Annotated in this window: 25 protein-coding genes; 23 read left to right on the top strand and 2 right to left on the bottom strand. The window is 39.4% G+C overall.

Annotated features, from left to right (window positions below; translation table 11 throughout):
• The first annotated feature begins 3 nt into the window (after nucleotides 1–3).
• The 9 genes from L8106_RS16090 (at nucleotide 4) to L8106_RS16070 (ending at nucleotide 5,368) form a co-directional block, all read left to right on the top strand.
• Nucleotides 4–366, top strand: coding sequence for a hypothetical protein (locus tag L8106_RS16090; RefSeq protein WP_009785415.1), 363 nt, complete (start codon nucleotides 4–6; stop codon nucleotides 364–366).
• Nucleotides 367–602: 236 nt separating this feature from the next.
• Nucleotides 603–740 carry a hypothetical protein gene (locus L8106_RS32280; RefSeq protein WP_156803712.1) on the top strand — a complete coding sequence of 46 codons (138 nt, stop codon included), beginning with the start codon at nucleotides 603–605 and terminating at the stop codon, nucleotides 738–740.
• Nucleotides 741–988: 248 nt separating this feature from the next.
• Entirely contained in the window at nucleotides 989–1,138 is a 150-nt protein-coding gene (locus L8106_RS32275; protein WP_156803711.1) for a hypothetical protein, read from the top strand.
• A gap of 115 nt (nucleotides 1,139–1,253) precedes the next feature.
• Entirely contained in the window at nucleotides 1,254–1,487 is a 234-nt protein-coding gene (locus L8106_RS32270) for a hypothetical protein (RefSeq protein ID WP_009785414.1), read from the top strand.
• A gap of 287 nt (nucleotides 1,488–1,774) precedes the next feature.
• On the top strand, nucleotides 1,775–2,317 hold the full coding sequence (locus L8106_RS16085; protein WP_009785412.1) for a hypothetical protein: 543 nt from the start codon (nucleotides 1,775–1,777) through the stop codon (nucleotides 2,315–2,317).
• Nucleotides 2,318–2,325: 8 nt separating this feature from the next.
• Nucleotides 2,326–2,538 (top strand): hypothetical protein, encoded by a 213-nt coding sequence (locus L8106_RS32265; protein WP_156803710.1) that lies wholly within the window; start codon nucleotides 2,326–2,328, stop codon nucleotides 2,536–2,538.
• 117 nt (nucleotides 2,539–2,655) lie between these two features.
• On the top strand, nucleotides 2,656–4,209 hold the full coding sequence (locus L8106_RS16080; protein ID WP_009785411.1) for an ATP-binding protein: 1,554 nt from the start codon (nucleotides 2,656–2,658) through the stop codon (nucleotides 4,207–4,209).
• Between the two features lie 198 nt (nucleotides 4,210–4,407).
• Nucleotides 4,408–4,827, top strand: coding sequence for a hypothetical protein (locus L8106_RS16075; RefSeq protein ID WP_156803709.1), 420 nt, complete (start codon nucleotides 4,408–4,410; stop codon nucleotides 4,825–4,827).
• Nucleotides 4,828–5,062: 235 nt separating this feature from the next.
• On the top strand, nucleotides 5,063–5,368 hold the full coding sequence (locus L8106_RS16070; RefSeq protein WP_009785409.1) for a hypothetical protein: 306 nt from the start codon (nucleotides 5,063–5,065) through the stop codon (nucleotides 5,366–5,368).
• 150 nt (nucleotides 5,369–5,518) lie between these two features.
• Here L8106_RS16070 and L8106_RS33730 read toward each other — a convergent pair whose 3' ends face one another.
• On the bottom strand, nucleotides 5,519–5,737 hold the full coding sequence (locus tag L8106_RS33730; protein WP_232228510.1) for a four helix bundle protein: 219 nt from the start codon (nucleotides 5,735–5,737) through the stop codon (nucleotides 5,519–5,521).
• Between the two features lie 124 nt (nucleotides 5,738–5,861).
• On the opposite strand from L8106_RS33730, the gene L8106_RS16060 reads away from it, so the two are divergent.
• The 10 genes from L8106_RS16060 (at nucleotide 5,862) to L8106_RS16025 (ending at nucleotide 21,220) form a co-directional block, all read left to right on the top strand.
• On the top strand, nucleotides 5,862–6,137 hold the full coding sequence (locus L8106_RS16060) for a hypothetical protein (RefSeq protein ID WP_009785408.1): 276 nt from the start codon (nucleotides 5,862–5,864) through the stop codon (nucleotides 6,135–6,137).
• A gap of 56 nt (nucleotides 6,138–6,193) precedes the next feature.
• The gene (locus tag L8106_RS16055; RefSeq protein ID WP_009785407.1) at nucleotides 6,194–6,400 is read left to right on the top strand and encodes a hypothetical protein; all 207 of its coding nucleotides are present in this window, start codon (nucleotides 6,194–6,196) and stop codon (nucleotides 6,398–6,400) included.
• A gap of 3 nt (nucleotides 6,401–6,403) precedes the next feature.
• The gene (locus tag L8106_RS16050; RefSeq protein ID WP_009785406.1) at nucleotides 6,404–6,832 is read left to right on the top strand and encodes a hypothetical protein; all 429 of its coding nucleotides are present in this window, start codon (nucleotides 6,404–6,406) and stop codon (nucleotides 6,830–6,832) included.
• Nucleotides 6,833–7,339: 507 nt separating this feature from the next.
• Nucleotides 7,340–9,052: a hypothetical protein gene (locus L8106_RS16045; protein ID WP_009785405.1), complete on the top strand. Its 1,713-nt coding sequence runs from the start codon at nucleotides 7,340–7,342 to the stop codon at nucleotides 9,050–9,052.
• Nucleotides 9,053–9,428: 376 nt separating this feature from the next.
• Entirely contained in the window at nucleotides 9,429–18,323 is an 8,895-nt protein-coding gene (locus tag L8106_RS16040) for a DUF4347 domain-containing protein (protein ID WP_009785404.1), read from the top strand.
• Between the two features lie 446 nt (nucleotides 18,324–18,769).
• Nucleotides 18,770–19,030: a DUF2784 domain-containing protein gene (locus L8106_RS30620; RefSeq protein ID WP_071941399.1), complete on the top strand. Its 261-nt coding sequence runs from the start codon at nucleotides 18,770–18,772 to the stop codon at nucleotides 19,028–19,030.
• A gap of 379 nt (nucleotides 19,031–19,409) precedes the next feature.
• The gene (locus L8106_RS29700; RefSeq protein WP_009785403.1) at nucleotides 19,410–19,757 is read left to right on the top strand and encodes a hypothetical protein; all 348 of its coding nucleotides are present in this window, start codon (nucleotides 19,410–19,412) and stop codon (nucleotides 19,755–19,757) included.
• Entirely contained in the window at nucleotides 19,754–19,981 is a 228-nt protein-coding gene (locus tag L8106_RS31495; protein ID WP_009785402.1) for a hypothetical protein, read from the top strand. The genes L8106_RS29700 and L8106_RS31495 overlap by 4 nt, the downstream gene beginning before the upstream one ends.
• Nucleotides 19,944–20,177, top strand: a complete 234-nt coding sequence (locus L8106_RS32260; RefSeq protein ID WP_156803707.1) for a hypothetical protein — start codon at nucleotides 19,944–19,946, stop codon at nucleotides 20,175–20,177. Before L8106_RS31495 ends, L8106_RS32260 begins: the two co-directional genes overlap by 38 nt.
• A gap of 236 nt (nucleotides 20,178–20,413) precedes the next feature.
• Nucleotides 20,414–21,220: a hypothetical protein gene (locus L8106_RS16025; RefSeq protein ID WP_009785400.1), complete on the top strand. Its 807-nt coding sequence runs from the start codon at nucleotides 20,414–20,416 to the stop codon at nucleotides 21,218–21,220.
• A 28-nt stretch (nucleotides 21,221–21,248) separates the two neighbouring features.
• Here L8106_RS16025 and L8106_RS33040 read toward each other — a convergent pair whose 3' ends face one another.
• A complete protein-coding gene (locus L8106_RS33040) occupies nucleotides 21,249–21,407 on the bottom strand; it encodes a hypothetical protein (protein ID WP_198012959.1) in 159 nt (52 codons plus the stop codon).
• Between the two features lie 820 nt (nucleotides 21,408–22,227).
• Here L8106_RS33040 and L8106_RS16020 point away from each other — a divergent pair.
• From L8106_RS16020 to L8106_RS16000, 4 genes are all read left to right on the top strand, one after another.
• Nucleotides 22,228–22,974 carry an ATP-binding protein gene (locus L8106_RS16020; protein ID WP_009785398.1) on the top strand — a complete coding sequence of 249 codons (747 nt, stop codon included), beginning with the start codon at nucleotides 22,228–22,230 and terminating at the stop codon, nucleotides 22,972–22,974.
• Between the two features lie 201 nt (nucleotides 22,975–23,175).
• Nucleotides 23,176–24,249 (top strand): hypothetical protein, encoded by a 1,074-nt coding sequence (locus tag L8106_RS16015; RefSeq protein ID WP_156803706.1) that lies wholly within the window; start codon nucleotides 23,176–23,178, stop codon nucleotides 24,247–24,249.
• A 1,491-nt stretch (nucleotides 24,250–25,740) separates the two neighbouring features.
• Nucleotides 25,741–26,073, top strand: a complete 333-nt coding sequence (locus L8106_RS16005; RefSeq protein ID WP_039896500.1) for a hypothetical protein — start codon at nucleotides 25,741–25,743, stop codon at nucleotides 26,071–26,073.
• A gap of 124 nt (nucleotides 26,074–26,197) precedes the next feature.
• A partial coding sequence (locus L8106_RS16000) for a competence protein CoiA family protein (RefSeq protein WP_009785394.1) occupies nucleotides 26,198–26,422 on the top strand: 225 nt, incomplete at its 3' end.

Genomic DNA, 26,422 nt, shown 5'->3' with positions numbered 1-26,422 from the left:
TTCATGTCACTGTTTAGTAAACTTCGCCAAATCTTAGGACTGAAACCCATCTATGTTCTTCACAAAATCCCAGAAAAATTAACAGTAAATTACGATGACTGTGAAGCTGAAAATGATGATGAATTTAACAATAACTTATTCAATGACAATGACTTCGATGACTTCAATGATGACGAACTTGACCCATTTTTCACAGTAATAATGAAGTTAAATATAGAAAGAGAAGACGAACATGAACTTGACTGGGATGAAAACGAAGAAGATTACTATCTCAAAGACTTAGAAGAAAATGACTTGCTTGGTGATCACTTGTACAACTTAGAGAATGATAATCTAATCGCGATTTATCAAGAAAATACTGAATAGCTAATTCAATAGCAATGACAATGAAAATAATGACCACAAACACTACATTTACATCAGAGTCTAATGAAACAAATTTGTCTTAGTCTAGTAGGAGTATTCGTCGAACTCTCCCCATTCTTACTCCTACTTTTTTTACTCACAAGCTTGACCATTCTTAGTAACTAAAACAATCAATCATGTTAATCCTACTTACAATACTTTGCTGTGCAACAACCTTCAGTCTTTTATGTATAGCAATGCAACGAATTTACCAACTAGAAGAACAGATAAAAACTATCTTAGATTACCTGAACGAACTTCTAAAAACTAACCACGAACTTTCAGAAATCGTCACCCTTCTTGAACGAAATAAAAACGAGGAAAACTTGAAATGAAAGACCAAAACAATAGCATCTTTTCAACCCCCGATATTCTGTTTTGACTCCTCTGCTTCATCATTGGTTTAACAACCATGTGGATGAAACTTAACCCCGAATTAACAATAGTTCAACAGCAGCTAAAAGAATCACAACTGAGAATTGAAGTTATGGAAAAAACCTTACTTCTTTCCAAGTAATCAATCCCCATTTCTGATGCGTGTACTAAACCTTAATCTAACATTTGACAAAGGAGATGATTGAAGATGATAGTCAAAAATTCAGCACCGGGAAAGAAACCCTTCATCCTCAATATTAATGATATCAGATGCGTTATTCCTTGCGAAACCAACAGTCGCTTTGGATACTCCGTTATCTTACTCGAAAGAGGACAACACCAAATATTCGACGAATAACTTAATGCTTTCAAAAACTTTTAGTTTTCAGCATTAACTAAACCTTGAGAGTGGGTAGGTTAAACCCTCAACTAATGGTAAAAAATCTTGCACAATTATTAAACGAGGCTTACACATGGAACCCTTTAACCCCTTTCTTGGAGGCTGTAAAAATAAGCAGCATTACCTCAAAGAATGCCGAAAATATCTTCTCAAAAAATATCGAAGACTGGTACTCAAACATTCCCTAAAACTCGCCCTGTGCCTTGCACTAATCCTGCTTTTAATCGGAGAAACTTTTATTCATGCGGGAGTTTCAACATTTGAAAGTTTAAGTTCCATCGCAGAAATTACAGGTTCAGGACTCTGATCCGCCCTTGATTTAATTGCTCGTTTAATTATTTGAATAATAGTTTCAATAATTTTGATTTGTTTTGAAAGTTTTTTAAATTTTTCAAATCGTTTTTGAGCAATTTTGATTTGTTTTAAATCGATACCCCTGTCGGGAGGATGGTTAGACCGTCACCAACCATTTATTAAGGAGAAAAAAATGACAAAACGCCAGATACTTCCCGTCAGTCAAAATTCCAAATACAAAGCTCACAAAAACAACAGTAAAGCTCAAAAAAAAGTAAAAAAACGTAAAGGAGGAAAGTAATGTTTGGAAGAATTATCAAATTTTTCACAGGTAACAATAGAAGCGAAAAAGGAAGTGCAATAGCACAGCAAGTCCCCGGTAGCATCGATGCCAATACAGCACCCATCGCCGCTGACGGGTTCGGGGAGTGGTACAGCCCAAACAATGACTACAGGGGTATCTACGTCGATGGGGCGCTCCTTAAAACCGTAAAAGAGAACGGTTGGTTTGTCACCGACGAGATGGTAGGCGAGTCCAAAGAGTTTTACCAACGAACAAGCGAAGGCTTGCGGAACATGGTTAAGTGGGCCAAAAACGTAACCAAAGGCAGTCAGAACTCCGAGAAAATTCATCGACTGGGAACCCGCACCGAAGCCGAAGTCGCCAAAAACCACCTTCGTCAGCACCAAAACCACAACGTTCTCAAAGCCAGCTTTGGTCGTACAACAGCCGGATACATCGGCGAACAGAAGAGAATGTCCGTAGAAGCCGCCTCGACGGTAAGCAACCTCACCAAATTTGAGGCGCGGCTGCAAGAAAGAGTCAGCAAACTCTCAATATAGGGGGCAAGATGGGCAAATTCTTCTTCACAGTTGGGGTATTTACAGCCGTTCTTGGCACCCTTTACCGACTCACCCTTTGGGCAACATTCTCACCAGGCATTCAACCCTTATACTGGCTCGTTTTAGCCCTCTCGTTAACTATTGGCTTGCTACTGACGAGTCATAACGGACGGAACCTGATGGCAAACAACACGACAATATCCGCTTTCAGTTGGGCTTGATCAGGTTGGTTGACTCTGTTAGCCATCGTAACAATCTTACTGGCTTAACTCAAAACTTTCCCAAGAATCGCATTTATTGCAAATATCGGGGCATGAAAACTTGAGGAGGTGATATTAATGGCAGCCCCTTTCTCTCCCTTTCAAATAAATTGGGATATCCTTGCAGCGGCAACATTATCAACAATTGGGGCAATTGCATTCAATGTTTTAGCCTTTAATGAAACCCTTGAAAACGATACCAGAACCTTCTATGCAACAGCAGGAGCAGTTTGTGGGGCTGCAACAACCGCCCTCTCTTTCAAAGTTTCAAAAAATGAACAAAGGGTAGCCGCAAAATCCATTATCACAGACGAGATTTTAGATTATGAACTCAAACAAACCTACTTAGAAATCGTTCAACCCGAACAATATATCTTACCGCCCAGAACCGCACCCGAACAACCCAAACTTCCCGTCGCCGGAGTCAAAGAATCTCCCAAACTCAATCTAAGTAACCCTCCCAAATGCCCGAGACAGGATAGCGAAGAAATTGTAAAACTCTGGGATTTTATCGCTTTTAATCACCCGGAAATCCTCTACTTGCTCAAAGAAACAATCCTTCTTATTGTGGGAGAAAACGGAAGTGGAAAAACCACCTTTGCTGGATTTATAGCGCTCCTGAGAAAGTTATTTTATGGGATGGATATTGTAGTTTGTGACCCTCATGCACACGATAATCCTGGTAAATGGGGAACGGGTATTAATATCATTGGTTCCGGTTACGACTACAAAGCAATTGAAAACAAAATTCGCGATGAATTCAACGCTCGTAAAAAGGTCATTGAAAACCTTAAAGAAGAATGCTGTATTTGGGATGAACTCACCAACTATGCCAAATATTTCAGTAAAGATATCCCCGAAAAGTTCATGGGATATATTGTCGGAGACACCCGCAAACGGAAGAAATACAGCATATTACTTTCCCACGGAGATACCTTAAAAACCCTTTGTGGAACCGAAGGAGATGCTCAGATGTTCGAGCGTTCCGTCGTCAAAGTTATGCGGTATGCCGAGAGAATTCCTGGTGAGGATAAAGTTCCCTCTCCCGACGCCACAATTTGGGGTTTGTTTAAAAATGAAAAGGGAAAACCGTTACCCACACCAATGATAATTGAGGACTGGATGAATGCCGAATACTTGCAAGAGCTTTTTCCAAAGTTAACAGATAAAACATCACCACAAAAATCATCAACTGACCCAAAAAGCGGTGAACCTCGCTCAGAGATGTTCTACAGAATTAACCTTTCAAAATCTTCCAATAACAACTTAGACGATGAGGAAAACTTTGAAGATGAAAACTTTAATAACTCTGGTGGGGAAGAAGTGGAGACTTCACCAGATGAGGGTGAAAATTCACCAAACCTCCACCGAAACCTCCACCACCTAGAATCGTCTCTATACGGGAACTCCACCGACTGCACTCACCCCGTAAGTGAAGGGTGGAACTTCCCCGATGCCTTTGAAAACCCCACCCCCGAAACAATAGCCGCAGTTGTTCGGTGCAAGCGGTGTAGGTGGAATAAAGCTAAAACAATCAAAGCCGTTTGGGGTATCTCAAAAAGTGGAAGTGACCCCAGGTATAAGGCAGTAAGCTATTGGTTTAACGAAATTTGTTCACAACTTAACTATTAAGACAATTAAGCCATGAATCAAAATATTAATAGTTCTTTTTCCTCCGCATTTAAACTCAATCAACTCAAGTCGCGATCTCCTTTCTCGTCATTCGTTAGCTTAGGTTTAATTGCGCTGTTAGGAGTAGGCTTCATTGTTCACAGAGGTTCATCAAAAAAGTCGATAAACGAACAGTCGATAACTTTGCCAAAAATTAAAATGTCAGAATCAGTTAAGCCCACATTACAGTCCGAATCAATTTCTCAAAATCCCCAAGAGATTGAATTGCAAATTACTCGATTAGAACAGAGGCTAGCTGAACTTGAGAATGGAGTATCAACACCTCAAACTTTAATGGAAAAGTTCGCTGTAAATTTGTGCGAATTTCACGGGGGTAATGATGGGAATTCGGAAATTAATCCCTGCATGAATAGAGAATATTTTCGGAGACAAGCCAAAGCTTTAGCACCGCACTATGAATTGAGAATTGAGGAGTGTTTATCGGCGGGAAAGGGAAACGCCTGTTTGGAAGCCAAAACTTATTTAACCGCCAAAATTGATGTTCAAATCCAACCCGTTCAAAAAGTTGACATTGCAACGAGAATTTGCCAAATAATCTTCAATCCCAATCGATGCTAAGAATAAAAATATTCTTCGTAATTTTTTGAGAACCATTCAAACTGCTTGTAGTTTATTTTTGGAAGTTTAACCATGTTTTATTGTTTTGTATTTAATTATTTTCTAATTATTTATTTTTTATTTAATGATTTTATTTTGATGATAAATTTCAGAGCGCGTCCGCCTCCACAAAAAGAATTTTGATTCCGAATTACTGCACAAGAACTCGCACATTTATTTAAGGAGAATTCTCACCATGTCTAAGTCTAAATGTCATCCCCACCCCGTTATCCCTCCGGTTAACTATCCCGATTCTGACATTTTGCCTAAAAACTTACCCAATCAAAAATATAAATTGGGAGATTTGGTTTATTGGCATCAAGTCAAAAATCCAGATTTTGGACGAGTTTCAGGTGTCATTTACACAACTCAATCTAACTGCAAAGTCGAAGGATTGCATTATTTAATTTCCCTCGATATTGATAGTCCAAGTCGTTCAATTGTTCACTATGACTTTGCCTTTGAAGAAGATCTTGCCCCCCTCGACGAGCTTTGCTCTTAAGGCAGAGGGCAGAAGGAATTAATTTTTTAATTTGTTGATGCTTGAAACCAGTAGCCTTTGTATTTCATCGACATCATTAATGACAGAGTTTATGTACTCTTTTTTGCACAGTTCAACCTCTAAAGCAATGACTAATTGTGTATCTAATTCTCACGCTGATCCCAAAGCAATATGCAAGAAATTTATGTATTCGCCTTTTCCCTTTCTTCCGTATCCCTCAGCAATATTACTTGCAATGGAGACACTAGATCTTCGGATTTGAGAAGTTATTCCATACATTTCTGATTTAGGAAAATATTCAGTTAGCTTATAGCATCGAACGGCTAAGTTGATAGCTTTTTTCCAAATAAACTGTTCTTTGTAGCTCATAGCAGAAGTTTGAAGTCATTATGTTTGAAGTCGAAACATTATACTACTATTCTTCTGCCATCTGCCATCTGCCCTCTGCCTTCATTTAACGAAACAAAAAAACATCAACTTAAAGGTCACAACCATGAATCCCAATAACGAGCAATTGTTAGAACTCCTCTGTCGTATGTCCCTTGATTTCCAAACTTTTCAAAATCGTTGGGATTTAGAATCTCAACAAATAGCTAAACTTTGCGGTTTATCGACTTCAACAGTTTCTCATTGGAGAGTTGAAGGAATGAGTCAACGAGAAGTTAGCGACCATTATCAAAGAATTTTTGCCCTCGCTGATTTGCTGTTAGAAAACACTTCGGACACATTAACAATGGCTCAACGCTGGCATCAATTTAGAGGAGTTTAAGTAACACAATAATTTCACCCAAAATTATCCACTTTGAATTAGGAGCAATCAACAAAATGGTTAAACCTCGTCACGATGAGGAAGAATACATATCTCGTCACGGAGCAACCAGCGAAGGAAAATGCGAAGATATGAGTCGAAAATACGGATGGAAATTGAAACGAGTCGAATTGAATCCCACCGATTCTGTTTTAAAAGTCGATTGTGTGTTTGAAGGAAAAACTGAATTTCCGAAGTCCTTTTACAATGACGAGGAGGAGTAACCGATGAGTAAATACATCATATTTCGAGCCGAAAAAGACCAACCCGGTTGGGAAAATCGCAAACTAGAGCATACCCAACAACTAACCCGGATATTGACTGAATATTTAGACTCATCCAATCAACCCATACCCGAACCGGGATATCGGCCCACCGAGTTTATCCAAGTCTCCAAACTGTATGACCCAGAGATACATGGCCATAGCACCCACTACCGTCGAGGAGATTGGGAAGTTTCACGAGTCGAAACCTATACGCCTGATTTACCCATAGGTATAGATTTTGACATGATTGTGATTTGCTATTGTCAGTATAACCCGATTAACGCTTCCCTCCATCCAATGCCAGAACGTCAAGTCTCAATTGATTCTTTTGGGGGAGATAAAGAGGCTCATTCTCAATGGGTAGAATCTCAACAAAAAGCCGAAGTTTAGTCAAGCGTGTTTAATACCTGTTCAAAATTTGGGCAGGTATTATTGAAGTCAGAAGTGTGAAGCGCAAAGTGCGGTCTTGGGGGTTTCCCCCATGAGCAACGATGCCGCGAGAGTCAGAAGTCAGAAGTTAACCTATAACCAGTTATCAAATTCAGATAAAACTAAGTAACTTTAAATAAATTAACTTCTGAGTTGAGTTCAAATCTCAAAGCACTCTCACCATTAACTACAAACTTTCTGACTGAACTTTTACAGTTACTTAACTTCCAGCGAATGTGTAAAGATTTCCATCCAATCATCAATTGACTCGAATCAACTTAACTGTAATAGTTTTGATTTTCGACTTGATTTAATCAGAATCGGTAATCTCACCATTTTCTTTCGCTTCTTGAACCGCCTTCTCCAGTCAAACGCAAACCCGTTCAGACAAAGACTGTTATAGAAATAAAAAAAAGACCAGCACAAGACGGCTGGCTTTCAAAAAACTGATTTATTTATTTCAATATTATGACGATTCTAGCATCTAGCCCAACTGGATTTAAACCCCCCTTTAATTACGGCGATATCTGTGAATCACTGCAAAATGAAGCGGAGTCCTTAGTTGACGGGATTCGGATTAGTTTGATAAAATTCAATCTGGAGGCATTAGAACTGGCTCGTCGTATTAATCAACTGCGAGAACAGCTTAGTGCCAAGCAATTTCGAGATTGGTTAGCTTATTACTTCCCCGATGCCGAAAAAACAATTCGTAACTGGCTAAAAATTGTCGATTTAGCCGAACGAGTTCCCGAACAGGTAGAATCAATGATGGGATGGGCAACAGGGGCAATCATAGCCCTTTCGCGTGCGAGTGATGAACTGGTTAAAACAATTCTATCAAGTTCACAGAAATTAACCATCAAACAGATTAACGACCTAATTGCTGAAGAACAAGGAAAACAGAAGTTGTCAGCATCTACATCGACTCCAAAGCTTGCAGTTCAACCCAATCAAGTTACCATTGAATTAGCTAAGTTAGCAGCGAATCTCGTTAATCTCAAAGCCCAACTCAATGAAGCTGTCACTGCACAAGCCCAAGAACAGTTGATGGTGGATATAAATCAAACTGAAAAGAGAATCAAGCAACTGTGCCAGGACTTTGACCCGAAATCAGTTACGATAACTCCAGGGCAATCGACATCAACTTACCTTCAGTCTTCACCTAAATCTCAAACAGTTAACGTGGGTTCAGAGAATTCAGAGAATTCCGAACTACAACTTCAAAAATTGCAATCACAACTCCGAGTTGAACAACAAAGTAATCTTAAACTTCAAGAACAAATTCAGCAGCTTGAACAACGATTAACCGAATTAACCGAATCAACTCCTCAAAATAATAACTCTGATCACCCTAATGAGTTAGAAAAATTACAATCTCAACTCGAAACTGATTCTCAGCAAACTGAATTGGAATCTAAATCGATTGAATTAACAGAATCCATTGAATCCCATCAAATTGAGCAATTACAACGTCAACTCAAAGAACGAGAGGAATATATTGCCTATCTCCATCAACAAGATTCAGAAGCTAATGATAATAACGCTGTTTTTAAACCTGTATTTATTGCGGCTCGACTCAAAGAATTAAAGTTAAATGATCGTATTCGGGTAATTTCTCCAGAAAAAGACGGTCAAGCAACGGTAATTGACGATTTAGTTGTTGGTTTTGACCGAGATGACCATCCAAAAACGAAGTGGTCGGGTACTTTATCCGAACAAGATGAAGCATCAGGATATCGATTTGAACGGATGATTGGAACTGAACGAGCGCAAAGCCAACTCACTCAATTAAAACATCAAAATCGTCAACTTCAAGAGCGAATTGCGGAAATCGAAGATCTCGACAATAATAATGTCTCCAAAAAAGAAGAATATCAATTAGAATTGGAACTGAGAGGCGTTCAAAATCAACTCCGAGAAAAAGAGAATATTTTTGAAGAATTAATGCAATGGAGAGATCTTCTACAAACACAAATCCAAAAACAACTGCGTTCAGGTGTAGAAGTAGAAATCTTATTAGATCCCAAACGAGTTGTTACAGGAATGAGAGGAATTGTTGATCATGAATTTGAATGCAGTCCGGGGCAATGGTGGGTCAAGTTTATTAACCCCAAGACTCAAGAAAGCTTTAATCGACTTTTTCCAGCTTATCAACTGTATATTGTCAACTCTGAGAGATAATTTTCATTAATATTCTAGATTGTATTTTCTTTGGGTTTAATAACGATATTTTTGATTATTTTAAATGATATTTTATGTATTTTTATTAAATCTTTGTTGTATTATCGTTTCAGGTTTTATAGTTCGGTTGGGCTGCTCCCGATTTTGTTTCAATTTCCATTGAATTTGCATAAGCTCCTCAAAGCAGGAAATAGGTTATTGTGAGCGAACAGGTGGTCTAAACTTTGGATCTTGGTTAGAATGAAACGGCTCTGCCAGAATTGGGGGGCAAGGGAGGATCTCCTGACTCCTCTATCGTTATTTATAACTATTCAACCGGACATCGTATGACCCTCTTACAGCAATTCTTGAAAATAGGACTACAGATAGGATGATAATGAACGCTCCCTCTTCCGTCATTTTTGTTGATAGCAATGTTGTTGACTACCAATCTCTGGTTAACAGCGTCGAACCAGAGACAAAAATAGTTGTCTTAGACCCCAACCGCAATGGTGTTGAGCAAATTACTGAAGTATTAGCTAACTACGACAATTTAGATAGCGTACAAATTCTGTCTCACGGAGATTCAGCCGTTTTACAGTTGGGGAATAGCAGCCTAGATAATGGTAATATTGAGAGCTATGCAAACCAATTGCAACAGTGGGGAAAAGCCCTAAGTGAAAATGGGGATATTCTTTTATATGGTTGTAATGTCGCAGAAGGCGAACAAGGACAAGCTTTTATTAGCCGCTTAGGAGAGATTACCGCAGCAGATATTGCTGCTTCTGAAGATTTGACGGGTAATAGCGATCTGGGGGGAGATTGGATATTAGAAGCCACGACGGGATTTATCGATTCACCTCTAGCGTTTCAAGTCGAGGCAATGTCTGCGTTTAATTCTGTATTGCAGACTTTTACAGTTACTAACGCTAACAATAGCGGTGCGGGTTCTTTACGACAAGCCATTCTAGATTCGGAAAACAATAATAATGGTGGGACAATAGACACCATTCAGATAGATGTAGGTTTTATTAATTTAGCTGACAGCCTGCCAACTATTAGCGAGGATGTGGAGATTCGGGGTAACGGCCTTGTAATTAATGGCTTGAACCAACATCAAATTTTAGCAATTAATGGCGAAACCGACGCGACCCAAATAATCTTATCCGATCTTTCCTTAACAGGTGGTCATGTCAGGGGGAGTAGTGGATTTCGTGGCGGAGGCGGAGGCTTAGGTGCTGGTGGTGCTTTATTTATTAACAACGGTACGGTAATTGCGAATAACGTTGATTTTACTGACAATAGTGCCGTTGGTGGAAATGGTACCACTGGAGCCAGAGGCGGTAGTGCTGAGAGAACGGGTGAAAATGGAGGTCGTGGGGGAATTGCCAATATAGATGGTACTGCTTTTGCTGACACAACTCGTGCTGATGGTGGTAATGGTGGTGCTCGTGGAAGTAGAAATGGTCAGAATGGTCGTAGCGGTACTAGCGGTCAGGATGGTAGCTTTGGCAATGGCGGAGGTTCTGGTGGCGGCGGAGGCGGCGGCGAATCTGGTGGACTGTTAGAAGGCTTCGGTGGTTTTGGTGGTGATGGTGGTGATGGTGGTTTCGGTGCTGGAGGTGGTGCTGGAGGCGGTGCTGGCTCGAATCCCAGTAACCGCAGAAGAAAAAGAAGAACCGGATTAGGCGGTGATGGCGGTGATGGCGGAGCATTTGGCGGTGATGGCGGTGATGGTGTTGATGTCCCAGCAGGTGGAAGTAGAGGTCCAGCTGTTCGCGGTGGCGGTGGTGCTGCACTCGGTGGTGCTATCTTTGTCAATCAGGGTGCTGATTTAATACTTCTTAACAGCAATTTTTCTGGGAACTCAACCACTGGAGGAACAGGTGCGAATAACGGTCAAGCAAAAGGAAATGATATCTTTATCAGGGGTGATGCCACCGTTTCTCAGGCTAATACCAATGTTGCTACCGGAAATAACCTAGATAATGGTCGCGTCTTTGGTGACATCAGCAATTTTATTCTGCCCACAATTAATCTAGCTCCAGGAGATAATTTATCAGAACCCGATCGAAATGGTTCTTTTAATCTATCTCTAGACAGAGCTTTACCCATAGATTTAATCGTTAGCTACACCGTTACAGGAACAGCTACCAATGGTGAAGATTTTGAAATTCCCAGTAGCGTTACAATTCCTGTGGGAGCAACACAAGGTTCTATCGAGATTGAAGTAATTGACGATCGCATTTTCGATCCCGATGAAAATATCATTGTCACCTTGGAAGATTCCCCACTTTACAATCTAGGTGCTTCTATTGCTGCTGAATTGGCTATTGTGGACGACGAACCAGATATTAGCCTTGATGGGACAGATGCAGTAGAAGGGGAGAGTAACGGTCAGTTTATCTTTAATTTAGACCCGAATGCTCCTGAAGGTCGTCAGTTAAGCTTTAGCGTTACTGGGGGAACAGCCGAACTAGATACAGATTATAGGTTTCTCAATACCGATGACGAGCCTATCTTTGGCGATGAAGAGGGTAATTTTTTCCTCGATATTTCTGGTGAAGAACAAGTTGTGGTTAAACTAGATGTCACAGGAATTACGGGGGGGATTCCCGATTTTGACGATGGGGTAGCTGAAGGAAATGAGACAGTAGAAATTACTCTCAACGAGAGTGAAGAGTATGGTGGTGGCGGAAATACCATAACTGCCAATATTGTTGATAATGACAGTCCCCCGATAATTGATGTTGTTGCAGGAGATAATGCTACTGAAGAGAACTCTAACCCCGGTGTTTTCCAGCTTAATTTCTCCAATCCCTTACTCAGTAATGGCAATGAGAATGATGACGAGGATGCCATCTTTAACTTCACTATCGGTGGAGATGCTACGCGAGGTGAAGACTACAATTTGGTCTTGGTTGCTAATAATACAGAACGAGATCTTATCGGCGATAGTTTCTCTTTACCAGAAGGTACGACTACCGCCAGAATTGAAGTTAGACCCATTGATGACAATAATGAAGAAGTCAATGAAAACGTTACTTTTACCTTAAATGAAGGAGAAGGATATGAACTAGGGGAAGCATCAGCAGAGTTAACTATTGTAGATAGTGGCAGGGATGATACGGGTAATGTAGTCGGGGTGCAAATTAGCGAATCTCAAGGTTCGACTAACCTCATAGAAGGACAAACTACGGATAACTATACGATTGAGTTAACTAGCCAACCGAATAGCGATGTCACTATTAATTTTACTACCGATGCAACCCAGATAGAGAGCATCGAACCCATTACTTTTACTCCTGAAAACTTCAACATCAGGCAAAATGTTACGGTGGTTTCTGTTGATGACAATATAACCACAGAAAACCGCACTTCGGTTATTTCCCATACTGCAACCAGTGATGATGCTGCTTATCAGGGAATTACCATTAATCAGGTTACTGCCAATATTACCGAAAATGATGTTCCTGGGATTGTTATTGGCAACGGAAATAATTTTACAGTAACCGAAGGGGAACTCGGGCAGACCTACACCATTGCTCTAGCAACCGAACCCACAGCAGATGTCAATATTAGTTTTGGCATTAGCGACGATCTCGAAGCCATTGCACCCATAACTTTTATTCCCGATAACTTTGCGACTCCTCAAGAAGTTACAGTTACTGCTGCGATAGATAATGAAGTAGAAGACACGGAATTTCAAAACATTACTCACGTTATTGAGAGTGACGATCCTGTTTACAACGAATTAGAAGTACAACCTTTTCCCATTGCCATTAACGAACTCAGTTTTGATAATATCGAGACAGCAGGGGGTTTAAATAATGCCCTCAATTCGATTCAAGATTCTATTGACGAACAGTTTCGAGCCATTGAATTACCTTTTGTTGGTTCTCTAGAAACTCTCGCACCTGATTTAATCGGTAGTTTTCAAGCTAGTTTAATTAATCGGGTGCAAACGGGAGGAGTATTAGACGTAAATAAACTTAGGGGGTTAATTGAAGAAACTATTGCAGAGATTTTAGAAGCTGATGTAACAGTAGAAGAAACTCTCTCGGAAGAAGAAGCAACTTTCGATATTTCAGTTGCTAAAGAATTTAACCTTGGTGATATCGACCTGGATGCGGATTTAGGTTTACCAGGATTGGGAATTGATGTTGATGGTAGTGTCGATCTCGATTTTGATTACCAATTCGATCTGGGGTTTGGCATTAACCAAGAATTCGGTTTCTTTATCGATACAGAAAAAACCAACTTTACCGCAGGAATCGATCTGGGTTTGAGTGATGATTTCCAAGCAACGGGTAATCTAGGCTTTTTGCAACTCGATCTGGTCAATGATGAAGAAAGCCCCACGGCGGTCAGTGCTGATTTTACTTTAGGACTCAACGATCTAGATAATGTTGAAGATTCAGATGATGATGAAGATCTAGATAATACCAACAATTCAAATAATATCGAAAATTCAAATAATACCGAAAATGCAAATAATACCGAAAATGCAGATAATGAAGAAGATTTAGATGGCGATCGCCTAACCAGCACAGAACTAAGCAATGCTTCTTTCGACGACTTATCTGACCTCTTCAATCCCAGTGCTTCGGCAACTGCCAATTTGGGTTTAAAAGCCGTTACTAGCATCCAAGCGGATACTGCTTTTCCCAGTATTAATTTCGATTTGGCTGGGGAATTCGGCTCGTTTACGTTTGAAGATGGAGAAGCTGTTGGCGAATTTGCACCGACGATCGCGTTTAATGACGTGCAACTAGATTTAGGCAGTTTTCTCTCCGACTTTGCTCGCCCCGTAATTGGTAATATTAATAGCATCATCGATCCTTTTCGCCCTATAGTTGATTTTCTCAACACCGATACGGAAATCCTCAACGATCTGAGCATTGCGGATGGTTTTGATGATAATGGTGACGGTGAAATTAGCGTCATCGAACTCGCGATCGGTATTGCGGAATTGACGGGCAATCCTCCCAACGCTAACTTTCAGGCTGCTTTCAACCAAATTACCGAACTGTTCGCTCTGTCAGATGCTCTCAATGAATCGATTGCGGGGGATGAAGGCATCCTCATTGATGTGGGTTCTTTCGAGTTGGGCAATTTTGATCCTAGCGATCCCGATGCCGATCCAACGGGCGTTGAAGCAGACCAAACCGAGTCCGCACCAGATTTAGAGGAACAACTCGATGATGCTCCCGATGATGGTAGCAGAAATACCCAGAAAGCAAATACCAATCGGATACTGAATAACGATAATTTCGATATTCCTTTAATTAACAATCCCTTAAGCGCGATCGACTTGCTTTTAGGTAAAGATGTCGCCCTCTTTACTTACGATCTTCCTGCTTTAGAAGTTGGATTCGACGTACAACAAACATTTCCCATTTTTGGCCCGATTAGCGGTTTGTTAGAAGGGGATTTTAATGTCGCTTTGGATCTCGCTTTTGGCTTCGATACTTTTGGTTTCAATCAATGGTCGGCTAATAATTTTGACCCCCTAGAATCTTTTAGAGTTTTAGATGGTTTCTTTGTCAGCGATCGCGAAAACCCCGACGGTACGGGAGAAGATGTCGATGAATTGATTGCTAATGCTACTATTGCAGCAGGATTGGGTGTCGATCTGATTGCTCTTTCGGGCTTTCTCAAAGGAGGTTTAGAAGGGATTATCGGTTTGGATCTAATTGATGGTGGGGAAATAAACGGCACGGATGATGGTAGACTGCGTGCTTCGGAGATTGCCGACCGCATTTCCACACCCTTTGAACTGTTCCAATTAAACGGTATTGTTAACGCCTTTTTGGGTGCAGAAGTTAGCTTGTTTAGGAGGACGGTATTCGAGCAACGTATTGCTACTTTCCCTCTAGCCGAGTTTAGTGTCGGAGGCAAAGGTAATAGTTTTAGTAGTGCCATAGATGGGGTGATTTCTGGCGGTACGGTCTTCTTTGATGCCAACTTCAATGGCATTCAAGACCCCAACGAACCCGTTACTTTTAGTAATGCCGATGGTAGTTACGATCTCGATATTCCCTTCTCTCCCTTCGATCTTAATAGTAATAGTGTTATCGATCCCGAAGAAGGTAGAGTGGTTATTGTTAACGGCATTGATATTTCCACTTCCTTACCTCAAACCGCACCAATTATTACCACTCCCGATGCGACTATTGCCACGCCTTTAACAAGCTTGGTGGTAGAAATGGCTGAACCCGATCTCGAAGCAGCACAAGCAGAAGTAATTAATATTTTCGGTTTATCAGAAAATAGCGATTTGTATAATGATGACCCCAAAACTTCTGAACTATCAGTATTGGGTTTACAATCTCAACTGCAAAATCTGATTATCTTAGCTACCCAAACTATCGGTGCGACTTCTTTTACAGGGCAAACCATCAATGGTAGCGACATTCTGACTAAAGATGGTCTGATTTATCTCGATAACAATAATAACCAACAGTTCGATGATGGAGATTTAGAAGTCGTTCAAGCTGATGATGGATCTCGTTTCTTCGATGTTAACGACAACGGAACATTAGATGATAACGAAGTTTCTTCTACAGTAAACGAAGCACAAATTGCCAGTGCTATTCTTCAAGCCATTGTAACCCGCGCTAACAATGGAGAAGCCCCCGATCTTACCGACCCTGATACCGTAACTGCTATTATTAACGAGGCTTTAACCGTTGCGATCGCTGAAGATCCCAATACCAATCTTAATGAAAATGCCATTTCTCAACTGACCGCAAGCATTGTAGAGAAAAACCTCAATATTGATGGCATATTAGGTAAAGCTTTCCTTTTTGAAGCCGAACAAAGACAACAAATTAATGGTCGCTATGTCTTTATTGATGCTAACGATAATGGGATACAAGATACGGGCGAACCTTCTTCTTTAGTAGACGAAACAGGGGGAGACGAGCTAGATATTACTCCCTTTGACACCAATGAAAACGGTCTGTTAGACGTGCGCGTTGTCATCGAAGGAGAATCCCCAGATTTTGTCTTTGTAGATAGTAATGCTAACGGCGAATTCGATCCGGACGAACCCTTCTCAGTTGTCAATCCTAGCGGTGATAACAACTTAGAAATTGATTTTATTGATAATAATGGCAACGGTGTACAAGATGAGAACGAACCCTTCTTGATCGCTTCTCCTCTCAATCCCGATGGCACTGAAGTTGCAATTTCTCCTTTCGATCTTAACGAGAATGGAGTTTTAGAAGCAGGAGAAGACGATAACAATAACGGTATCTTAGATCCAGGAGAAGATAATAATGAAAATGGTGTCTTAGAATTAGACGAACTAGGACAAGTAGTGGTTGAAAGTACCCCTGTAGATCGATGGTCATTTGTAGATAGTAATAGCAACGGAGAATTCGATCGCGGAGAACTCTTCTCTCCTGTCTTTGATGATGGCACAGATCTCCTCGATCCTTTTGTCGAACCTGGTAAAGTATTTGTCGATAGTACAGAATCTCCCGAATTAGCTGGCGGATTCCAACATCTAGTCACTAATCCTTTAGCAACCATCTCCCGTCTGCTTGCTGAAGGTACCGATACCACAGTAGCTCAAGACCGAGTTAAAACCGCATTCGGAATACCAGAAGACGTGGATTTGCTCAACTACGATGCTTTAGAAGCAGCTTCCGATGACGACCCCAACTGGCTAGAAGTCTATGCAAAACAGGTTCAGGTGCAAAATACCCTCGTCCAAATAGAGGCAGTAACGGGAGTTGACGAAACCGAAATTGTTGAAGCACTATCAAATCAAATCGCTAACTCTGAAAATCTCGATTTGAGCGACTCAACTCAAGTAGAAAAAATTATCAACGAACTTGCTCCCGAATTAGAAGATAATACTGTTGATGGTGCAGCAGAAATCATTACCAAAGCTAACAAACTCATTGATGATATTACTGCCGATGGAACTATCGAAGACCGCGAAAAATCAATAAAAATCGTCCAAGTACAGCAAGTAGCCCAAAGCGATGACCCAGAAGGTACAGTAGAAGATTTAGTAGAATTAGGTACGAGTTCGAGAAATATTACAGCAATTGTCGATAAAAATACGGGAGAAAAACTCACCGAACAAATTGAAAGCGCTGAAGAAATCGACCCGACTACCCGTCCCGACTTTAGCAATAGTCGCCCCATCGCTGAACCTGATTTCGTAACTACCGATATTGCTACGCCCGTCACAATAGATGTTTTAGCCAATGACAGTGATCCAGATAACGACGCAATTGAAATTGTCGATCTTATTGCTGCACAAAATACAGACGTAGATGAGGATACTGGGGAAATTGTCGATATTTTTGGCTCCGATAACGGTGAGGTAGTTATCAATCCAGATAATACCCTTACCTACACTCCCAATAATGGTTTTACAGGAGAAGACATTATCTTCTATGCGATTCAAGATAGTAACGGCAATGTTGATAATAATATTGTTACTGTGACAGTTGGACCTGCTGAAATTATCCCTGAAGGTAATGGTAATAATAATGGTGATAATAATGGTGATAATGATTTTATTAATGGTAGTGAAGGTAACGATACTGAAACTGAACCAACCGTTACACTCACTCCTGAAACTGAACCAACCGTTACACTCACTCGTGAAACACGACCTGAACCCCCACAGATCACAGGTCAAACCATAGAAGGTAGCGATCGCGATGATGAACTAATGGGAACAGAGGACAGTGACATCCTCAATGGAGATGGAGGAAATGATGTCATCTTTGGACTTGAAGCACAAGATCATCTCTCTGGCGACGCAGGAAACGACTGGTTGAATGGAAACCAAGGCGATGACTTCCTTGAAAGCGGTGAAGGAGATGATACCCTACATGGCGGTAAAGAGTCGGATACTCTGATTGGCGATCGCGGCAACGATGAACTTTGGGGAGATAATGGAGAAGATATTATCACTGGGGTAAATCCCGAAACCAACAATCCAGGAGTTGGGGAAATTGATACTCTCCAAGGCGGAGAAGGTGCTGATACCTTCGTTTTAGGTGATGATCTCCAATTCTATTACAATGACAATACGACTAATCCCGGTTTGGGTGATTATGCTCTCATCGTCGATTTTGATGCCGAAAACGATACGATTCAGTTGCATGGAAATCGTCAGGATTATCGCTTAGGAGATCAACCCGACGGCTTACCTTTTGGTGCTTCCCTTTACTGGATTAATGGAGAACAAGAAGAATTAGTTGCCATGATTCAAGGCACTCCATTCCCCAACCTAGAAGAAGATTACTTCACTTTCGTCTGATGAGGTAATATCAACTCTCTAAATTTTACCAATTGACGAGATTAAAGGACTAGATGTAGTTGGAGAGTGATTTTTTTCGGGGGATTTGTGATTTTGGGTTTGATTTGATTTTAGAGTTATCCCCCTTCTGTCACTCTCCGAAATTAAGAGCTACAAAATCAGAGAGTCTATCTGGTCAGGTAGCAGGGTAATATTGCTACCTGACCACCTACTGTTCGTGCCACTGGACTCATGGTTTTCCCGTTTTTCCTGATGATTCCGTTTTCAAACTCTTTGCAGCACGTATATTGGCAATTCACCTTTGAAGGCTATGTACCGGGCTTTCTTTCGTGTGTACTACTTAATATTTAATATCCCATCAGTTTTACTGTTTTCCTGGCATACTGCCCGCAACCGACTTCTCATACCAAATCCGGTTATTATAGGGTAGTTACCTAAATCCTAAAATCCTTTTCGCTTCCCTGGGAGGATTGTTGGTATTGAAGTATCCTCGTTGTGCGCTTCTCCATCTGCCAGCTTTGACTTGGGCTGTACTCCTAACTCTCTTTGGTTGGGTATGTCCCCTCACACCATTAGAAAACTGGCTCAGAGAACAGGGTGGGATGAGTGGTTATGAAACCAGTTTTATCGAACACTATATATTGCCTATAATTTACCCCGGAGAACTAACACGAACAATACAAATCTTTTTAGGTATGTTGCTATAGCGCTACTTGAATCGGGAACAGGGAACACCGGATCAGGGAACAGCAGACTATGAAAGGATTCTAGGATTTAGAAATGTCCTAACCTTTATGCGTAGTGCTATATTAGTTATCAATCTAGGTATTTATGGATCTCGTCTCCTTAAAACTAAGGCTTAAAAAGTATGTTAGTTTGTTACTATTTTTACGCCTAGTAATTATTTTTCAATCTGCATTTTTAGCCAACTGAACCCTGCCAATTGTAGCTGGCAATATATTCTTCTAGACTGCAACAGGTCGCGAGTGAATTTTCTCAATAGGCTTGCAAGTTTTTCGACTGAGAGTTTCCATTTTAATCCTCCGAAAAGTGATATTCAGTGGCTTGTCTGATCAAATAAAAACAATGGATTCAGTTAATTTAAGAAAAACGATGCTCAAAGCAAGTTCGCTCCCAATAAGCACCAAACCCGGACGCTTATTTGAAGTTAATCCCCTTTCCGAAACCTCATTCAAACAGCGCCACTCAGAAGCCCGTCAGCGACTCGATAAAGCTTGGATTATACTCCAACGAATCAAGCCCAACTTAAGAAAACATTATTGCGATTGGTATATTGCCATAGATCCTGACACGGGCGTTTACTTTTTAGATTCGACCTATACGGGAGTTTGTTTGAGGAGCCATCTATACTTTCCGAAGACTATCTTGTGCATCTACCAGTTAAATCAATCGGGGTTTGTCGGACAAAAATGATTAATGGTGCGGAAGGCACCATCAGGCAAGCACCGGATTACGAATCCGGTGAACCTGATGGCAAAATTACTAGGCAAGGAATTTATTTTGAAATAGATTTAATAACTTCAGATAATGAATTGATTCCAGTTGATGCTTTATTTGATACGGGTTTCACATCGGGTATCTTAGGAATCCATGTTCAAGATGTTGAAGCTGTCTTGTTGGCAATATATCGCTACTGAAAGGGGAGTACCGACTGCGAATGGAGAAGCGGATTTTTTGATTTATCGGGGGCAAATTTTTGTTGACACTCATCAAATAGAAGTCCCTGTTTTTGTCGGACAACTCCCAGAAATAGACCGAGTAATCTTGGGATACCAAGCCTTAGAACTGTTTTATATTGCGTTCGACAACAAACAGAATATTGTAACTTTATAAGTTAAATCAGCACAGCAACAATCCTAGTCCAAACTTAAAAACTTTCTTCTTGATCCCAGACAGCAAATTTAACAGTTTGTATGCAAAAGTTTTATCGTTTAATATGTTAAAATTTAAAATGTATTAAAAATCTGATTTAAGCATTGAGGCTTGAACTTGAACCCTAACTTTACGACAACTTCCAAAGAGAACTAGGGCTAAATCTAGATTCTTTAACTCTATAATATAGAAAATAAATGACGTTATCTATTCCAAAATTCAAAGTAAAACCTGGCTACAAACCGCAATCGACAGATACAACTCCCCAAGTAGATTTATTAGGGTTTGAGTTATTGAAAAAACGCTCACCCTCACAGAGATTGGAAATGGGAGCGTCAATGAATAAAAATGCTCGTCGGTTTTCTATCTCCTGTTTTAGACAACGCTTTTCTCAGCTATCCGATGCGGAACTAGCTCAAAAGTTGGCTTTAGCTTGGTTGGGAGACAATAATTTTCCCAGTTTGACTTCTACTCAAAATCAAATGAATTGGATTCAAGATTCAATTGCTTTAGCTGAAAAATTGCACCCCATTTTTGAATCGCTAAACATTCCCTATTATATAACTGGAGGTGTCGCGGCGATCGCTTACGGAGAAGTTCGGACAACTCGTGATGTTGATATTGTTATTTTTATCCAACCTGCTGATATTCTTGTATTAGCAACCGAGTTAGAAGGGATGGGATTTTACGTTCCGGGTGTGGAAGATATTGTTGAAGGTCGAATGCGAATATTACAAGTTACCGATATTGAAACGATTTCCCGTGCTGACCTAATCTTAGCAAATAATGATGAATTTGAACGCATTCAATTTGAACGGAGAAAACAATATGAAACTCCCGGTGGTATTCGAGTTAACTTAGCCTCTCCAGAAGATCTAATCCTCAATAAACTTCAGTGGAGCGGTGCGACCCTGCGGATGTCTCATCCGCTCTGCGTAACGCGCACCAAGAGAGAAGATCGGCTCAATCGGATAAGCAATGGCGGGATATTTTGGGAATATTGAAAGTACAAGGAGAATCCCTAGACTTTGATTATCTAAACTCTTGGTCGAGTCGATTAGGATTTTCCGAAGATTTGCAACAAGCACGAATAGAAGCCGGACTTTGAATTTTATTATTCGGGATTGGAATTACATTAATTGGGGATTGCTGACAAATTGCTTCTGTATGTATAGGTCTATAAATCACCAAAATAACCTCTCCTTACTCGATTGTTATTCGGTACTTTATTGAACATAAATAAAACTTACAATCAAAGTATTTTATATTAAAATTTATTTTGCGCTTATTTTAAAATTTATTATTGCTGTTTTATTTTTAAGCTTATTTTAAAGTTTCTTTTCACAATAACAATTTGAGTTTACGTTTAGCCGATTTCTGTACTCAACCATGTTATTATCCTTTCTTAAATCATAACATTAATCGAGAAAATCACTAAGTAGCATAGTAGCAAATCCCATTGCATGATAAACACCCCCAACTGTAGAAGCCAGTCATTACAGGCTTTTAAGGCGGCGTACTAATGAGGGCTAATGCGCTTAGAAGCTGTCACGAAGTACCAACGAATTGAAAGCACTGTTATGCTTAATTTTCAGTAACTTATTTACAGAAGTTAATACAGTTTCGTTTTTAGCTAGTATCGGAACTTTTTCATCAAATTGGGACTAAATTTAGGAATTTTGGACACAGAAATGAGATTAAAAAGAGAAAAGTACCAAACCCAAAAGCTTATACAGAACTTCTCAAATAAGTATGGCACTTCATAACAGCTTCTCTATCAATACAAAAAAAAATGTTCAAAACTTGATACCATCACTTGTCAGATTGACACTCGAAACAATAATAATTGCTTAGAGCTTAGTACATTAACTTGTCAAATTTACACTCAAAAGTTGCAAGCATTATACATTAACAAAAAATCCAAAAAAATTCTTGAAAAACTCTTGACAATCTTGTTTTTTCTGACTAATATAATTGAATATGTCCTTAAAGTTGTATAAAAAATTAAGTAATGAATCAGAACAAATTAAGTTCCCATAAAATTAAATGTCGAATTAACTATCGTCATACTCTGTCCGAGCTAGCTGTTAATCGAAAAGATCCTTGTGAAGTGATTCGAGAATTGATTTCTAATTCTTACGATGCTCAAGCGTCTAATATTAAAATCTTTCCTTTACTGCAATACTTTGGATTTATCTTTTTCGATGATGGCACTGGGATTAGTAGTGTAAAAGAAGTCAATGGTATCACTCCCATCGATGCTTTCTTCTCAATTGGGATGTCTACGAAGACACTCGGATCTACCATCGGCTATAAATGTCAGGGTTCTAAATTATGTTTTGCTTCTCAAAAATTTGCACTAATTACTCGCTGTGGTGCTGAAAATGAACCCCACTGGCGTACCGTTATTATCGATAATCCACGAGATACCCTTGATGCTGAAAAAGATTACTTAGAAATTGTAGAAGATCGACAGCCCTGGAATACCTTAAAAAAACTCCTATCTCAGCCTGATACTCGAACCCTTCCGATCTTAAAACATTTAGATGAAGATTTTTTTAACACCCAATTTCAGAGCGGAACTTTGATTTTGGTCAAAGGCTTGGAAGTCGAAGATTTTTCTAACTATTACGCAACAAGTCAAGAATGTTCTTACCTGAAAACTTATATTAAATTTTTTACTAGACATGGAGATGTGAGAATCTTGAATTCGGAAAAAACAGGCTTTCAATCAACAGTTGCTCACGACTTTAAGTGATCGTCTCCTACTTATAATGACCAGTGTAAATTAGGGCTTTGGAATTCGCAAGCTCAAGATGAAAAACTCGAAAAAATTCCCGCCGGATATCCCTATATACAGAAGTTAGATTCTCCCCTAAGCTTGGAGCTTTTTTCTCTTAAAAGTCCTCAAGAAATTAAAAGATTAAGTTCCGGTCGGTTTTCAGCTCGAATTGCACAAATGATCAACTACAATGGCTCATCTTATTGCTTAATCCTTGCGATTGATGGAAATCGCAAAGCCTTAGATTATTATGAAGATTTAGCTCGTCAGGGTAAGAAAAAATCAGGAATTCCCTTTAGTTCGCAACGAGGGACTTTTATCTGTTCAGAAGGCATTAAGATTTGTCCCTATAATGAAATTTTTCAAGAAAGTGTATTAGAAGACTATTCATCTTTAAGTGATAATAAAGTTCAATCGCATTATACTTTTATGATAGAAGGAAGCTTTCAATTAGTCACAAACCGTAATTCCATTAGTGAAGCTTCCAATCAAATCTTAAAACAAGAAGAATTTTTGAAAAAAATTAAAAACTTTTTAGATAAAGCTTGGAACGATAGTCAAATCTTTCGAGAATTAATTGAGAGAATCGGTCGCCAAATTAGCGATGCTAAAACCGATACCCAAGTTAAACAGTTTAATCAAAGTAAAGAATATTTTCTAGGCAGAGACTTCTTTCATATTTTAGATTTTCCTCAAAAAAAAGAGCAGAAATTCTTTTGTCCAATTCCAGGCGAAGAACAGGGTTTAGGCGCGTTGTATACGTTACTGCACTACCTGGTTCCAGACCATTCACCCTACATTCGTTTTTGGCTAAGACCACTGAGCTTTTCTGCACAGGGACTTGATAGCCTTGCCTTGGATTTTAGCACACATAAAGTAGATAATCCTGAACAACTCAAAGGCTTAGAATATAAATACTTATTTACGACAGAGGAAACGTTTAATCATCCTTTGGTTATCACCGATCAGATTATCTGTTGGGAGTTCGATTCGCTATTAGAACCCGGTCAAAGTATAAGTGATGGCAATTATATTGGAGAAGTTGTATTTCCAGCTAATGACCCTAAACTTCAGGAAATCGGAGATAAAATTACGAATATAAAAAACCAATATAGTTCTTGTCATAATAATGATGTAATTGTAATTTCTTTGAAAGAGTTAATCCCCAAGACATTTAATTGTGATTGGCATAAAGGATACCTGACTTTAAAGGGAAATAAAAAGAAAAGACGAGGGAAATCAAAACCTTAAACTAGAAATTAGCAATAGAATAGTTGAATGATTCTCAACTTGATGTTGAATAATCTTTGAATTCAATTGTGAATTGTGAATGATCAATGCTAAGTTTTTATTTTCTCACTTAGAATTGGCTTGATTTCGTTCAAACTCTGACTCCGGTAAACTGATTGACTGTGTAAAATCACAGCCGAAAGTTTCAATAAAATTGCTCCCGTCAAAAAGATGGGAGTTTTATCCGTGCAAGTGATAAAATATAAATTGAGTTGGGTATGAGAGTTAAAAAATAAATCAATTTCATATAATATTAAGTTAAAGTTTTCAGATTAATTCTGCAAAAGACAGGAATTAAGTCATCTCTATGCCGGGTTTTGTTGAGGTTCTGTTGCATTAAAAAATAAGTCTGCAACAGAACCTTTCTCTAACTCAATCTCAACTCCCGCTTCCCCTCCTTAATGTTGTTTAAAATTGCTGATAATTACGGGTTGATAACTTTGCTGTTTTTCCGCCTATCAGGTGAGTAGTAAACCCAACTCCGTCCACAAAATCGATTATAAATTTTAGGCATTGATGATCGAAGATACTTTTTTGTTTTGCTGTGGTTTTGATTTTAATATTTTTGTTTGTTTTTTATTGTTTGGAGTAATTATTGTTCAATATTTGACTGTGGTGAGAGTCAAACTCAACAGGATAATTAACACAATACTTAACACGTACTCTGATCTATTATCCAGGGGTTTTAGAATATGATCAAGGCTACAGACCAAGGGCAACACTTTGTTTGCAGGCTGAGATGTTTTTGTTTGTAGGTCGTTAGATCCATTGTTGGATATAGAGGTTCTTGTCACCCCGTCAGATGAAAAACATTTCCTCAAAGCTGTAACCAAAACCTGCTTATCTCTTAGTGGTATAAGTATGTGGTCATCTATAGCAGCTAAAAATTTTTCGTAATGTAGATCTCCGAGTTCATAATCAGCCAACATCCCGATAATATAGGGACGTTTCTCTTGACCCCATTCGGAACATATTTGTCGCGCAGTCATCAATCCACTCATTTCCCACATCGGTAAGGGCATTAGTAGCACATCATAAGATTGACAACGCAAAGCTGCCAAAACTTCTAAACCATTTTCAGGAACGTGATCAACTTGATGTCCTCAACGCCTGATCTGTTTGCATAAGCGTGAACACTTGTCGGGATCAACAGTTAATAAAATTTTAATTCCTTTTTGTTCCAACGACTTGAACTTTAGATGTTTTCATTGTAGCAGAAGAATTCAGTAGAGGTATATTAATCTTCCAAGCTATCGGTATCATTAAGGGGAAAGTAACTTTAACCGATGAGAAATCGACGGTAAAAATAGAGAATAAGGAATATCGGCTCTACTACATTCCTGGGAATAAAAAAAGGCTTATATCGAACAGCTAACCGAAGATCCTTTATCTTCTAATAGCGGTATTCAAGAACTTTCACAAGCTCAAATCGATAAATTAATTAAGCTTGAAGTGGAGATTAGAGAAGCAGGAATTCGTCTGAAGAATGTTGAAAAGATTCTTTATATGTCTGAAAATTCTATACTATCTCATTTAAAGAAATTAGAGTTTCGGCAAAAACAAAATGAGGAATCCCGAGAAAATATGGACTCAGATTTATTTAGATTGAGAGTGATTGGAAGAATAGTAAAGCAAACTCCAGGCGGAATAAAAACTTGGTTTTTCTTGATTAGCATTGCCATTGTTGTGACAATCTTTTCAATTGACCTCTCGATTCAATTTTCGGGAATTGATAAACTTAATGATTTTCAAAAAATGAACAAAATACTTGAAAATCTTCAGTAAAATTTTTGTTTGGATAGTGGGGAAATTGACTTTTAATGTCACTTCCCATTCCAAATTGCTACACTTTAGTTAAGTATTGAATATTTAGAATTGGGGTGCATCAGTTCTACTCAGAGGTTGAACGATGTGGCTAAAGTATGGCGTAACCCCCAACGGGTATTTGAAATGTGTTGATGATGTTCTCAAAGGAAAAACTAATCTAACTTGTCTCTACTGCGGCGGTAAATTAACGGCTAAAAAGGGCAGAGTCAAGCAACACCATTTTGCTCACACCGACGAAACTTGTAAACCAGTTGTTAGCCGACACAAAACCAAACAGTTTCCTGGCTTGCCAATGTATGACCGTTTC

Origin of the sequence: Lyngbya sp. PCC 8106 (genome assembly GCF_000169095.1) — a bacterium.
Lineage (GTDB): Bacteria > Cyanobacteriota > Cyanobacteriia > Cyanobacteriales > Microcoleaceae > Capilliphycus.
Note: the sequence above shows the minus strand (reverse complement) of the source record. Positions and strands in the feature narration are given on the sequence as shown.